We start from the raw sequence: 13,359 nt of genomic DNA on the forward strand, positions 1-13,359 counted from the left end.
AATATAAGAAATAATATTGATTAGTGAATCATGCTATCGGGATCTAACATAGATTTCCCAAGAGGTAACATTTCACTGTTATCGGAATTTAAAAAGAGAGCGGCAACGACAGTCTTGATTTCCTCTATGCCAATTGAACTTACTCCTAACATCATTACTCTTTCAATGATTTGCTCCATTTGACTTTGCTCGATTAGGCGTAATTGACGCAGTTGAATTAAATACCCAAAAGCTTTAGATGAAACTACCAGTCTCTCAATATCGCTAAGCATTCGATATGAGTTTACGTCAGCTTCTTCATTAACCAGAATATCTTCACTATCGGATTTAAATCGCTCAAACAACCAAGAGAATGCCGCATTAATCTCGTTTTCAGTATAACCTTTACCAATCAAGTCTTTAGAAATTCCATCCATTAGTTCGATGTTTCCGCGTTTTTGACGAATTTCATGCATTAAATAGATGAGAATTTCAACAACTCGTTCATTCATTTATTTTTTACTCCGCGCTGCGTAAATAGCCTTATTCCAGTTATTGGGCTGATTGACTTCAATATAAGATATAAAATTTGATTTTCAAGCCATTTACATTTTATCTAAATCGTTTATTCAACCTCAAAACAATTTTCTAATACAATTCGTTATTTTTAATAGGGTTATTTCTATTTATTAAAATTCTGTAATTTTTAATATTAACGTCCATGGCAGTGTTTATATTTCTTGCCACTCCCACATGGGCATGGATTATTTCGACCCACCTTTTGTTCAACTTTAATGGGTTTTAGTTTACCTCTGCTTGCTGCTTGTACTGGCGATCCTGATCCTTCTTCAACTCCTGCATATTGATATCCCATCCCTGTGGAGGCAGCATGGCTGGTTTCCATTTCCTGTGGTATTGAGCTCCTTCGGCTTTCAACAACATTGGTAGGTTGGGCTTTAAATACCAATTCAAGCACCAATTCATTCTTATTTGCCAACATTTCGGTAAATGCTCGAAATCCTTCCTGTTTATACTCCAAAAGTGGATTTTTTTGCCCGTAAGCCCGGAGGCCAATTCCTTCTTTAAGCATGTCCATTTCATATAAATGCTCTTTCCAGCGTTCATCAATTACGCTTAGAACGGCAATCTTCTCAAGATGGCGCTGAATTTCGGAGCCAAAACTCTCTTCCTTTCTCTGGTAAAGTTTTTTCGCCTGTTCCAGGATAGTATCGAAAAGTTCATTTTGAGTAATGGTTGTTGTTTGTTCCGAATCAATTTTCATATTTAATAGCAAAACTCGCATCAATTCGCTTCGCAGACCATCCCAATCCCAATCTTCCTGGTATTCCTTATTGGTGTACTGCTCAACTGATTTCTCTACGAATGTAGCCAGCATCTCCATTATATCATCTTTTAGATTAGGTTCTCTTAAAGCGTGGTTTCTTTGACGATAAATATTTTCTCTCTGTTTATTCATTACATCGTCATATTCAAGAAGATGCTTACGAATGCCAAAATTTTGTGCTTCTACTTTTTTCTGGGCTCTTTGAATAGATTTCGTCACCATACTATGTTGAATTACTTCGCCATCCTCAAGCCCCATTCGATCCATAACTCCGGCTATTCTATCTGAGCGAAATAACCGCATTAGATCATCTTCCAGGGAAATATAAAAGAGACTGGAGCCAGGGTCTCCTTGTCGTGCGGCACGCCCGCGAAGCTGTAAATCAATCCTCCGGGCTTCGTGTCTTTCTGTGGCTACTATATGTAACCCATCCAAGTTCTTAGCAACACCTGCGCCAAGTTTGATATCCGTTCCGCGGCCTGCCATATTTGTTGCAATAGTAATCATTCCCGGTTCGCCAGCTTTCGCCACAATTTCCGCTTCCTTCTGATGATACTTGGCATTTAATACATTGTGGCGAATTCCACGACGCTTTAGCATCCGGCTTAACAATTCGGATACATCAACTGAAACCGTACCGACCAACACCGGTCGGCGAATCTTGCTCATTTTTTCTAGTTCATCTATAATAGCATTGTATTTTTCGCGTTTAGTACGAAAAATATGATCTTCATAATCTATTCGTATATTTTTCTCATTTGTAGGTATTACCGTAACATCTAGTTTGTAAATCTCCCAAAATTCCGAGGCTTCGGTTTCAGCAGTCCCCGTCATCCCTGCCAGTTTTTCATACATCCTGAAATAATTCTGCAATGTGATGGTAGCCAGTGTTTGGGTCTCACGCTCAATTTTTACATTTTCTTTAGCTTCTAATGCCTGATGAAGACCGTCGCTAAATCTTCTGCCGGGCATAAGGCGACCGGTAAATTCATCTACAATCATTACCTTATTTTCAGAAACAACGTATTCTACATCCTTCTCAAACAGCGAATAGGCTTTCAACAATTGATTGACATTGTGTGCACGTTCACTCACTTCACCGTATTCTTTATAAACCTCTGCACGTTTTTGTTGTTTTTCCGATTCCGACAAGCTTTCATCACCTTCCATTTCGGAAAGGATGGCATCGACATCAGGTATGATAAACATACCTCCATCATCATGCGGTGAAAGTAACAACCGGCCTTTATCCGTTAAATCCGTCACATTGCTTTTTTCATCAATGGCATAGTAGAGTTCCTCATCAACCTCATGCAGTTTTTTATCACGGATAAAATCGTTCTCAACCCGCGTAATCAATTTAGCTATGCCCGTCTCCTGGACCATTTTTTGCAATCGTTTATTCTTGGGTCCTCCTCGTTGAGACTGCAATAATTTTATTCCGGCTTCGTATTCTTTTTCTTTGTCATCAGATTCTAACAATCTTTCTGCTTCTGCTAATAATTGATTCACAAGGACAGTTTGTTTTTTTACCAGCTGGTTTACAAGAGGTTTTAACTCGTCATATTTATGTGTAGAATGACTGACCGGTCCCGAGATGATCAGAGGTGTACGGGCTTCATCAATCAGTACGCTATCCACTTCATCTACGATTGCATAATGATGTGTTCGCTGGACGACATTGTCCAGGGAATGGGCCATGTTATCACGTAAGTAATCAAAACCATATTCATTATTAGTTCCGTAGGTAATATCTGCATTATACGCGACCTTGCGTTCTTCAGGACTCATATCGTTCAAAAGATAAGCGACTCGAAGACCGAGGAATTCGTAAATTCTGCCCATCCATTCAGCGTCACGACGAGCTAAATAATCATTAACAGTGACTAAGTGGACGCCTTTTCCGGGAAGAGCATTGAGATAAATTGGCATTGTTGCAGCTAGGGTTTTTCCTTCTCCTGTTGCCATTTCTGCAATTCTACCCTGGTGCAGAACAATTGCACCAATTAACTGGACATCATAGGGGATCATGTCCCATTTAGTCGGTTGATCCACTACATTCCATGTGGAGCCAACAAGTCTATGGCAAACTTCTTTGACAACTGCAAAGGCTTCAGGAAGAATTTCATCAAGTACTTCCTGAATTTTCTCCGACTCTTGCTCTTCTAATTCTTGAATCTGACTACGAAGTTCTTCACGATATTCTGCATCTTTCCCCTCTGAAAAACTTGTGTCTAATTCATTACGCAAATCAGAAATCTCATCTTGTGTTGATTTTACATTCTTATATACTCTTTGGCGAAATTTGGGTGTTTGCTCTTTTAATTCGTCATCACTCAACGTTTGAAATTCTTCATAATATCTATTGATTTCATCAACGATTGGAAGAATTTTTTTTATCTCTCTTGCGTGTTTAGAGCCAAATACCTTTGTGAAAATGCTGACTGCCATAATGCTATTTTTCCCAGTTATGTCGATTTGTTAGAATAATAAACTTATCCCTCTTACGGTTTAAAGGATAATTTAGTTCAAAACTCAAATTTACAGAATAATTAACGAATAAAATTATTAAAATTACTAATCCTCCAATAATCCTCTGCCAATTTTATGTAAATCTCCCGATTTTCTTAAATCTTGCAATATCGAATCTAAAATACCATTTATAAAAATCCCACTTTTTTCGGTGCTGTACTTTTTTGCGATCTCAATCGCTTCATTGATCGTAACTTTCGGAGGTATATCTTCAAAAAGCAATAACTCGCATATTCCGATTCTCAAAATTAATCGATCTAAGATTGCAATTCGAGAAAATTCCCAGTTGAATGCTTTTTCTTTAATACGCTTATCCAATTCGGAAATGTTTTCGATAGATTTGTGGATTAGGTTGTTTGCAAACTCGGCGCTGTTCTCATCCGAAAGTTCTTCACCCGGAAAATTCTCAATAACCTGCTGTATGGGATTAGCAGTCATTTCGTACGAATATAGAACCTGCAAAGCATGCTCTCGAGCCATTCTTCTACCGCTTTTTCCCATGAATTGAAAAAAATCCTATGTGTATACCTGGGTTAACCAATTATACCGATCTTCGTACTCGCCCTTAAACAAACCAAAAAATCTCTCTTGTAATTTTTGGGTCATAGGACCTCGTTTACCTTCTCCAATCTGGATTTTATCAATAGATCTCACAGGAGTAATTTCGACTGCTGTACCCGAAAAGAAAACTTCATCAGCAACGTATAGCAAGGATCTCGGAAGCATTTGTTTTTGGACTTCAATTCCGAACTCCTCAGCCAAATCAAAGACACAATCTCGTGTAATTCCAGGTAAAATCGATGCTGCTAATGGAGGGGTATATAGAATGCCTCCATAGACGATGAATACATTCGCACCACTTCCTTCACTAACATATCCTTCCTGATTCAGCGCTATTCCTTCGCTATAACCATTTACATCTGCTTCCATTCTAATCAATTGACCATTCATATAATTGCCGCCGGCTTTTGCCATACTAGGCATTGTATTAGCTGGCAAACGGCTCCAGGATGACACACAAACATCCACACCCTCTGTAATGGCTTCATCTCCCAGGTATCCACCCCAATCCCATGCTGAAATGGCAACATTTATGGGACATCCTTTTGGCAGTACTCCCAAATTTCCATAACCACGAAATACCACCGGCCGAATGTAAGCTTCTTTAAACTTATTCATTTTGATAACATCAATACATCCCTGGTAAATTTCATCATAGGTAAATGGAATATCTATACGATAGATCTTTGCAGAATTAAACAAACGTTTAATGTGTTTGTCCAATCTAAAGATTGCCGTTCCAACACTGCCGGTATTATAACAGCGAATCCCTTCAAATACACTGGAGCCATAATGAATAACATGAGCATTTACATGAACGGTAGCATCTTTCCAATCTACCATTTCCCCATCATACCAAATTTTTGAACTCTCGTTAAAGCCCATTTAAATCCTCCGAATAAAAATTATTATTCCGAATGTTAATTAAAAGTTAACTAATCTGCCCAGAACTTACAAGAATATTCAAAGAACAATGGAATTAATCGAAATAATTATAATTAGAACCAACTATTCACTTAAGAGTTTCCTGGCAATAACGAGTTTTTGGATTTCGGTGGTTCCTTCATATAATTCTGTTATTTTCGCATCCCGAAAATAGCGTTCCACAGGAAAATCCTTAAGATAACCATATCCCCCTAAGATTTGGACAGCTTCATCGGATGCCCACACAGCTACTTGTGAAGCTTTCAATTTTGCCATTGCTGCTGCTTGAACATAGTCTTTCCCGATTTGTCTTAAAAATGCTGCATGGTAAAGCATCATGCGGGCGCATTCTATTTCTGTTGCCATATCAGCCAACTTTGACTGGATAGCTGAAAACTCACTCAATGTTTTACCAAACTGCTTGCGTTCCTTAGCATAATTCAAAGCAACTTCCAAAGAAGCCCGGGCAATCCCTACCGCTTGAGCAGCAACTCCCATTCGCCCCCCATCAAGTACACTAAGTGCTATACTTAAACCTTTACCTTCTGGTCCAATTAGATTATCCAATGGAATTCGACAATCTTCGAAAGTCAATTCGCAAGTATCGGAACTACGGATACCCATTTTCCTTTCTTTCTTAGAAACGCGAAATCCCGGCGTCCCTTTTTCCACAATGAAAGCTGAAATACCTTTATAACCCAGGTTACGATCTAAGGTAGCAAAAACGATAATGACATCCGCACTTGCACCGTTTGTAGTGAAATTTTTGGTGCCATTCAAAATATATCCATCACCTACTTTCTTTGCAGAGCAAATTAGGCTACCGGGGTCCGAACCGGCGCCTGCTTCAGATAGAGAAAATGCACCGAGCTGTCGACCACCCGCCAGAGGCTTTAGATATTTTTCTTTTTGTTCTTCGCTGCCATATTTCAGGAAGACTTCACAGACCAATGAATTATTAACGGATACGATGACTGCTGAAGAAGCATCGACCTTTGCAATTTCTTCCAGCATAACGACATAGCTAACCGGATCCATGCCTGCTCCGTCATACTCTTCCGGCACCATAATCCCCATAAATCCTAACTCGCCCATCTGTTTGATTTCTTCTTCAGGAAATCTTTCTTCTTCGTCTCTCTCATCAACGTTCTTGGCTAACACTTCTTGGGCGAACGATTTAGCTGTTTCGCGAACCATTTCTTGTTCTTCGCTTAATTCAAAATTCATAAAATCATTTCCTTTAAGTTTCTATGCGAAATTAAATTTGAAACTTATGCTAACCTATTCAATGGTACTAAGTTAAGCTGTAAAGTCTATCGACAACAATTAATAGTTATAAAACCCACGTCCACTTTTTTTACCCAAATATCCTGCCGTGACCATTTTTTTCAATAATGGACAGGGTCGATATTTTGGATCTCCGAATCCTTCATAAAGGACATTCATTATATTTAAACAAACGTCCAAGCCAATAAAATCCGCTAACCTTAAAGGACCCATTGGATGGTTCATTCCCAATTTCATCACAGTATCGATTGACTCTTCGTTTGCAACACCTTCCATAAGACAATAAATTGCTTCGTTAATCATCGGCATGAGTACACGATTCGAAATAAAACCCGGATAATCATGAACCTCAACCGGCGTTTTACCAAGTTTTTTTGAAACTTCTATGATTGTATTTAATGTATCGTCCGATGTTGCGAGTCCACGAATTACTTCAATCAATGTCATAACCGGGACAGGATTCATAAAATGCATACCAATCACATTTTCCGGTCGATTGGTCGCAGCCGCTAATTCCGTGATTGAAATCGATGATGTATTAGAAGCAATAATTGCTCCTTCTGTAGTGATTACATCAAGTTTTCTGAAAATATCGCATTTTAATCTCGCATTCTCAGGAACTGCTTCGATATAGAGAAAAGCATCTTTAACCTCGGCAAAATCGGTTGATGTAGAGACCCTCTTTAAAGTTTCCTTTTTATCTGTTTCGGATATCAATTCTTTTTTGATTTGTCGATCAAGATTTTTCTCAATTGCGTTTAGAGCACGAGCCAAAAATTCTTGTCTTATATCAACTAAACTTACTTTGTAACCACGTTGGGCAAAAATATGAGTAATACCATTTCCCATTGTCCCCGCACCAATCACAACCACCCTATTTTCGTTCATCGCAACTCCTGCTTAATATATAGTTATCAGCTCTCCACTGTTAAAGCTGCAGCTTCTCCACCACCTATACAAAGAGTCACTAAGCCCTTCTTCAAATTGGTACGCTTTAAAGCATAAATAAGAGTTGTTAAGATTCGAGCGCCACTTGCCCCGATTGGATGCCCTATAGCAACCGCGCCGCCATGAATGTTTATTTTATCCATCGGAATAGCTAATTCTCTCTGGGCTGCCAACAGTACCACAGAAAATGCTTCATTAATTTCAAATAAGTCTATTTCGTTTAGATCGAGATTAGATTTCTTTAAAACTTTTTGAATTGCACCAATTGGCGCAGTCGTAAACCATTCCGGTTTATGTGCAAAAGATGCCTGGCCTTTGATCGTCACAAGTGGTTCGATGCCTAGTTCCTTGGCTTTATCTGCCGACATAACAACTATCGCAGCAGCACCATCATTGATCTTTGAGGCATTGGCAGCAGTCACTGTTCCATCTTCATCGAATGCAGGTCGTAAAGTTTTCATCTTATCAAAGTTAACTTTCTTCGGTTCCTCATCTTCGGAAACAGACAGGGGATCCCCTTTTCTCTGCGAGATTGAAACCGGAACAATCTCATCTGTAAACCAGCCTGATTCTTGTGCCGCCAAAGCACGTTTATAACTCAACTCTGCAAATTCATCCTGATCCTGCCGCGTAATGGTTTTCTCTCGAGCACAAAGTTCAGCTGCATTTCCCATATGATAATTATTGTAAACATCCCACAAACCATCTTTAATCAAGCCATCAACTAATTGGCCGTGGCCCAGTCTATAGCCTTGCCTGGCTTTTTCCAGATAATACGGAGCTTGACTCATGTTTTCCATACCGCCAGCCACAATAATATCTGCATCGCCAAGGAGAATCGCCTGAGTTGCCAACATAACTGCCTTTAATCCGGAACCACATACTTTATTGATGGTCATACATTCAACATTGGTTGGTAAACCAGCACCTAAGGCAGCTTGGCGTGCCGGGGCTTGGCCAAGCCCTGCGGGTAAAACACACCCCATAATCACTTCATCCACATCTGATGTATTTATATTCACACGTTTCAAAGCTTCTTCAATTACAATTGAACCAAGTTTTGTAGCGGGTACTGTTGCCAATGCTCCATTGAAAGCACCCACCGCAGTCCTGCAAGCACTCACAATTACAGCTTCTTTATTGTTTACCATGGTTCCTCCTAATGGTCTATTTGGTTATTTCACTTCATCTAAAATATACTTAGCAATGACCAAACGCTGAACTTCAGAAGTCCCTTCGCCTATGGTGGTAAGCTTTGCATCGCGATAATAGCGTTCCACGGGGTAATCTTTTAGATACCCATAACCTCCATGAACCTGGATTGCTTGATTTGTCGTTCTCATTGCCACTTCCGAAGCGAAAAGCTTGGCCATAGCTGCATATTTCATAAATGCCTTTCCCCTATCTTTTAACCAGGCAGAATGATAGACCATAAGCCTGGCTGCGGCAATTTCAGTTGCCATATCGGATAACTTGAATCGAATAGGTTGAAAGTTTGAAATTGGCTTACCAAATTGCACCCTTTCACTGGCATATTTTCTGGCGCGATCGTAAGCAGCTTGTGCTATACCCAATGCCATAGCGCCAATACCTATTCTTCCACCATCTAAGATTTGCATAGCGATTCCAAAGCCCTCTTCCGGTTTACCCAGCACGTTTTCTTCCTGAACTATGCAATCTTCGTAAATAATTTCTTGCGTATTTGAAGCGTTCACACCAAGTTTTCTTTCTTCTTTGCCAAGCTTGAATCCAGGTGACCCTGCTTCTACTATGAATGCAGTAATGCCTTTATGTTTTGCTACGGCTGAATCCGTCCTGGCAAAGGCTATGATGGTCTTAGCATGACCGCCATTGGTAACGTACATCTTAGTGCCATTTAAATAATAATTGCCGTTTCTTTTAACGGCTGTCGTTTTTAATGCGGCTGCATCAGAACCTGCATCCGGTTCGGTAAGACTGAAAGCCCCAAGATTTCTACCCGAACAGAGGTCTGGTAAATATTTGTTCTTCTGTTCTTCAGTTCCCCAATTAAAAATTGGATAAGTACCAAGAGATGAGTGGGCACAAAGGGTAAGCGCAGTGGAACCGCATGCTCCGGCAATTTGCTCTACTGCAAGGGCAAATGCCAGGGTATCCATTCCTGCCCCTTCGTACTCTTCCGGGAACGGAATCCCAAGCAAACCCAATTTACCCATTTTACTTAAGATTTCTTTTGGAAAACGTTTTTGTTCGTCCAGCTCTGATGCAATAGGCTCCAATTCTGAAGCTACAAAATCACGAACCAGGTCTTGCAGCATTTTATGTTCTTCGGATAATTCGAAATCCATAGATTCTCCAAATTACAATTAAATATTTAAATTCAATTCTATTTAAAATTATTATTGTTAAGACCAGGAAGAATGAGATTCAACAAAAGCTACATCCGCATTACACCGGTTCTAAATTCACCGGTATTGGGATTATTAGAAGCTATTTCCAAACCTTCTATGAGGCAACCACGTGTATTTCTCGGATCGATAATATCATCTGTAATCAATCTAGCTGCAGAGAAATACGGCGATGTTTCTTTCTTATACTTTTCCAATATTTCTCTTTTAAGCGTTTCTCTTTCTTCATTGCTTATATTCTTTTTAGTAGATAATATTGTATTTGCTGCGATTTCTCCATCCATAACGGCTATTTTTGCTGTAGGCCAGGAAAATATTAAACGGGGATCATAAGCTTTACCACACATGGCATAATTTCCGGCGCCATAGCTGTTTCGCAAAATAACGGAAAATTTTGGAACCACAGAATTTGCTTGTACATTTACGAATTGAGCGCCGTCCTTGATAATTCCTTCACTCTCTACTTGGCGTCCTACCATGAAACCCGTGACATCATGCAAAAATACAAGTGGAATTTTCCTTTCATTACAAAGCATAATAAAATGAGTGGCTTTATTGGCCGAATCACTATAGATCACATTACCCATCTGGATTTGGGGCGGCTGGTGGTTCCCGTTCGCATCCAGTGGCATTTCTTTTTTAACCGGCCTTCCCTGGTTTGCGATAATGCCAACTGCAAAGCCACCTATTCTGGCAAAAGCTGTGACAAGTGTCTTGCCAAAATTTGGCTTAAACTCTTCCAAACGGCTACCATCAACAAGTCTTGCTATAATTTCCAAAGTTTCATAAGTTCCCCTCGCATCATCCGGTAATATGCCAAGAATTTCCTCTGGATCATAAAATGGATTTTCAGGATCAACACGATCAAACACAGCATTCGAAGTATGGCCAAGTAGACTCATCTGATCTCGAATCCATTCGAATGCTTCATTTTCATTCTCGAATTGGTGATCGGCGACACCGCTTACTTCATTATGCATTTTGGCCCCTCCTAATGTTTGGATATCGACTTCCTGGCCCAAAGCAGATTTAACCAAAAACGGACCTGCCAAAAACATGCATGCATTTTGATCCACCATCGCCAAACTTGAGCTCATTCCTGGTAAGTAGGCTCCACCCGCAACGCTGAAACCGAAAACACAGGTAATTTGCGGAATCCCCATTGCTGCAATAATCGCATTATTTCTAAATATTCGACCAAAATGCTCTTTATCCGGAAATACCTCTTCTTGTTTGTCCAGAAAAACCCCGGCGGAATCAACCATATAGATAACCGGCAAGCGATTTTCCATAGCAATTTCCTGGCCACGCAGATTTTTTTTACAGGTAATTCCAACCCAGGCGCCAGATTTAACCAATGGTTCATTCGCAATTATCATGGTTTTGCGACCACTTACAGTCCCAATGCCAATAATTGTACCCCCAGACGGGTATCCTCCCGGGATATCCTCATACATCTCATAGCCGGCAAATAAGCCGAGTTCTAATAAAGACGAGTCTTTATCGAGAATCGCCTGAATCCTTTCCCGGGCTGAGTTTTTGTTCCTGTTGTGAAGTTTTTCTAAAGCTTTTGGTGCCGGTGTAACTATCTCTTTTTGTTTAAGATTAAGTTCATTTAAAAGCTCGAGCATCCTGTTATGGCGCTGTTTATATTGTGAAGAATTCGATTTTAATCCGGAAGAATATCTTTTCATAGAACCCTTCTATGTTTTTTTTGATTGCCTATTCTATATCGATAAAACAAATTTATACAACATCCATTCCTGTTTCTTTATCGCAGGTCTTTAATTTTTAACTGCAGGTTGGTCCTTCCCAAAAATTCGTTTTCTTCGATGCAGTAAACCATGTCCAGGTTCTTTTTGCTTGGTTCTACTCGGTACATTAAATCACCCATGTCAAAACCTATCGAATCAACGACCACTCCATTTTGGCGAACTTTCATCCGCAAATGATTTTTGCCGACAATGTTTGGCGATCCAACAACTTCCAGATTTTGTGACATGAATACCGGCCTCATATTTTGTGGACCAAAAGGAGCAAATAGTTTTAATATTTTTAAAAAACGCGGAGTCATCTCATCAAGATTCAATTCAGTATCTATCCTAATTTTTGGGATTAATAAATTCTCATCCATATTTTTATCGGCATATTCATTTAGTTGCTGACATAGTTGGGGTATTTTATCCGATTCTATCTTTATTCCTGCTGCATACTTATGTCCGCCAAATCCCAGCATCAATTGTTCACAGGATTTCAGCGCTTCATACACATTAAATCCGGGAATACTCCTGACTGATCCTTTACCTACTCCATTTTCCGTAGCAATTAAAACTGTTGGCCGATAGAATTTCTCTACTAAACGAGAGGCAACAATACCAATAACACCGGGATGCCATCCTGCCTTGGATAAGACGATGAATTTTGCATCCACCGTTTTTTCCTCCAGGATTTCACAGGCTTCTTTAAAAATTTTTTCATCAACCAATCGCCTGGATTTGTTTTCAGCTTCCAAAATTGCTGCAATATTATTAGCCAGGTTTTCTGATTCTGTCATCAATAGATCCACAGCCCTGTTTGCTTCACCCATCCGGCCAGCTGCATTAATTCTAGGGGCAATCGAAAACACGATTTGCCCTGTCCCAATATTTTTTTTAAATAACCCGGCTTGCAGTAAAAGCGCTTGAACTCCAATTCTTGGTGTCTCATTAATTCGCTTCAAACCTTCATGAACTAAAATTCGGTTTTCGTCTATCAAAGGGACAATATCTGCAGAACTTCCTATTCCAGCCAAATCCAGATATTTGCAATAGGTATCGTGATCCAAGCCAAGCCTTTGTGCAATTGCCTGAACCAACTTAAACGCAACCCCAATACCGGCAAGTTCTTTAAAAGGATACTCACAACCCGGCTGATTGGGATTAAGCACAGCTAAAGCGTTTGGCAGCACATTACCAGGCTGGTGATGATCACTGATTATAACATCAATACCAAGTTGATTTGCATGCGCCACTTGATCAGATGCAGTGATTCCACAATCTGTTGTAATAATTAAATGTGCACCCCAGCTTTTAATTTCATCAATTGCTTCTTTTGAAAGCCCATATCCTTCTTTCAATCTTTTAGGGATATAATATTTTGTCGGGAGCCCTATTTCTTTAAAGAATAGGGTTAGCAAGGCAATCGAGGTTGTGCCATCCACATCATAATCGCCATAAATGACTACATTTTCTTGATTTTTCTTTGCAGTAATAATGCGATCCACGGCGATATCCATATCTTTCATCAAAAATGGATCATTTAAATTCTGTATATTTGGGCGAAAGAATAATTTCGCCTGCTCAAGATTTTGAATTTTACGTTTGAGTAAGATTCTAGCTATTGGAAGGGGTATATTTA

The 13,359-nt window shown here is 39.7% G+C and carries 10 protein-coding genes; all 10 read right to left on the bottom strand.

All coding sequences use genetic code 11. From position 1 onward, the window contains the following. Positions 1-20 precede the first annotated feature (20 nt). Complete coding sequence (locus tag IIC38_05730; protein ID MCH8125444.1) at positions 21-491, bottom strand: DUF494 family protein; 471 nt, start codon at positions 489-491, stop codon at positions 21-23. Between the two features lie 200 nt (positions 492-691). Beyond that, positions 692-3,775, bottom strand: coding sequence for a preprotein translocase subunit SecA (gene secA / locus IIC38_05735; GenBank protein MCH8125445.1), 3,084 nt, complete (start codon positions 3,773-3,775; stop codon positions 692-694). Between the two features lie 126 nt (positions 3,776-3,901). After that, entirely contained in the window at positions 3,902-4,357 is a 456-nt protein-coding gene (gene nusB, locus IIC38_05740) for a transcription antitermination factor NusB (GenBank protein ID MCH8125446.1), read from the bottom strand. A gap of 15 nt (positions 4,358-4,372) precedes the next feature. Next, positions 4,373-5,302: a branched-chain amino acid transaminase gene (locus IIC38_05745; GenBank protein MCH8125447.1), complete on the bottom strand. Its 930-nt coding sequence runs from the start codon at positions 5,300-5,302 to the stop codon at positions 4,373-4,375. A 123-nt stretch (positions 5,303-5,425) separates the two neighbouring features. Then, positions 5,426-6,568 (bottom strand): acyl-CoA dehydrogenase family protein, encoded by a 1,143-nt coding sequence (locus IIC38_05750; GenBank protein ID MCH8125448.1) that lies wholly within the window; start codon positions 6,566-6,568, stop codon positions 5,426-5,428. Between the two features lie 99 nt (positions 6,569-6,667). Then, positions 6,668-7,516: a 3-hydroxybutyryl-CoA dehydrogenase gene (locus IIC38_05755; GenBank protein ID MCH8125449.1), complete on the bottom strand. Its 849-nt coding sequence runs from the start codon at positions 7,514-7,516 to the stop codon at positions 6,668-6,670. A 26-nt stretch (positions 7,517-7,542) separates the two neighbouring features. Then, positions 7,543-8,727 carry an acetyl-CoA C-acetyltransferase gene (locus IIC38_05760; GenBank protein MCH8125450.1) on the bottom strand — a complete coding sequence of 395 codons (1,185 nt, stop codon included), beginning with the start codon at positions 8,725-8,727 and terminating at the stop codon, positions 7,543-7,545. Between the two features lie 24 nt (positions 8,728-8,751). Next, the gene (locus IIC38_05765) at positions 8,752-9,903 is read right to left on the bottom strand and encodes an acyl-CoA dehydrogenase (protein MCH8125451.1); all 1,152 of its coding nucleotides are present in this window, start codon (positions 9,901-9,903) and stop codon (positions 8,752-8,754) included. Positions 9,904-9,992: 89 nt separating this feature from the next. Next, positions 9,993-11,657, bottom strand: a complete 1,665-nt coding sequence (locus tag IIC38_05770; protein MCH8125452.1) for an acyl-CoA carboxylase subunit beta — start codon at positions 11,655-11,657, stop codon at positions 9,993-9,995. Between the two features lie 77 nt (positions 11,658-11,734). After that, on the bottom strand, positions 11,735-13,359 hold a 1,625-nt coding region (gene recJ, locus IIC38_05775; GenBank protein ID MCH8125453.1), incomplete at its 5' end, for a single-stranded-DNA-specific exonuclease RecJ.

This window comes from candidate division KSB1 bacterium (assembly GCA_022566355.1).
In the GTDB taxonomy this organism is placed as follows: domain Bacteria; phylum Zhuqueibacterota; class JdFR-76; order JdFR-76; family DREG01; genus JADFJB01.

What these genes read in the sequence shown, in the direction of transcription:
- IIC38_05730 (MCH8125444.1), bottom strand. Translation starts at nt 491, where the DNA reads ATGAATGAACGAGTTGTTGAAATTCTCATCTATTTAATGCATGAAATT.
- secA (MCH8125445.1), bottom strand. Translation starts at nt 3,775, where the DNA reads ATGGCAGTCAGCATTTTCACAAAGGTATTTGGCTCTAAACACGCAAGA.
- nusB (MCH8125446.1), bottom strand. Translation starts at nt 4,357, where the DNA reads ATGGGAAAAAGCGGTAGAAGAATGGCTCGAGAGCATGCTTTGCAGGTT.
- IIC38_05745 (MCH8125447.1), bottom strand. Translation starts at nt 5,302, where the DNA reads ATGGGCTTTAACGAGAGTTCAAAAATTTGGTATGATGGGGAAATGGTA.
- IIC38_05750 (MCH8125448.1), bottom strand. Translation starts at nt 6,568, where the DNA reads ATGAATTTTGAATTAAGCGAAGAACAAGAAATGGTTCGCGAAACAGCT.
- IIC38_05755 (MCH8125449.1), bottom strand. Translation starts at nt 7,516, where the DNA reads ATGAACGAAAATAGGGTGGTTGTGATTGGTGCGGGGACAATGGGAAAT.
- IIC38_05760 (MCH8125450.1), bottom strand. Translation starts at nt 8,727, where the DNA reads ATGGTAAACAATAAAGAAGCTGTAATTGTGAGTGCTTGCAGGACTGCG.
- IIC38_05765 (MCH8125451.1), bottom strand. Translation starts at nt 9,903, where the DNA reads ATGGATTTCGAATTATCCGAAGAACATAAAATGCTGCAAGACCTGGTT.
- IIC38_05770 (MCH8125452.1), bottom strand. Translation starts at nt 11,657, where the DNA reads ATGAAAAGATATTCTTCCGGATTAAAATCGAATTCTTCACAATATAAA.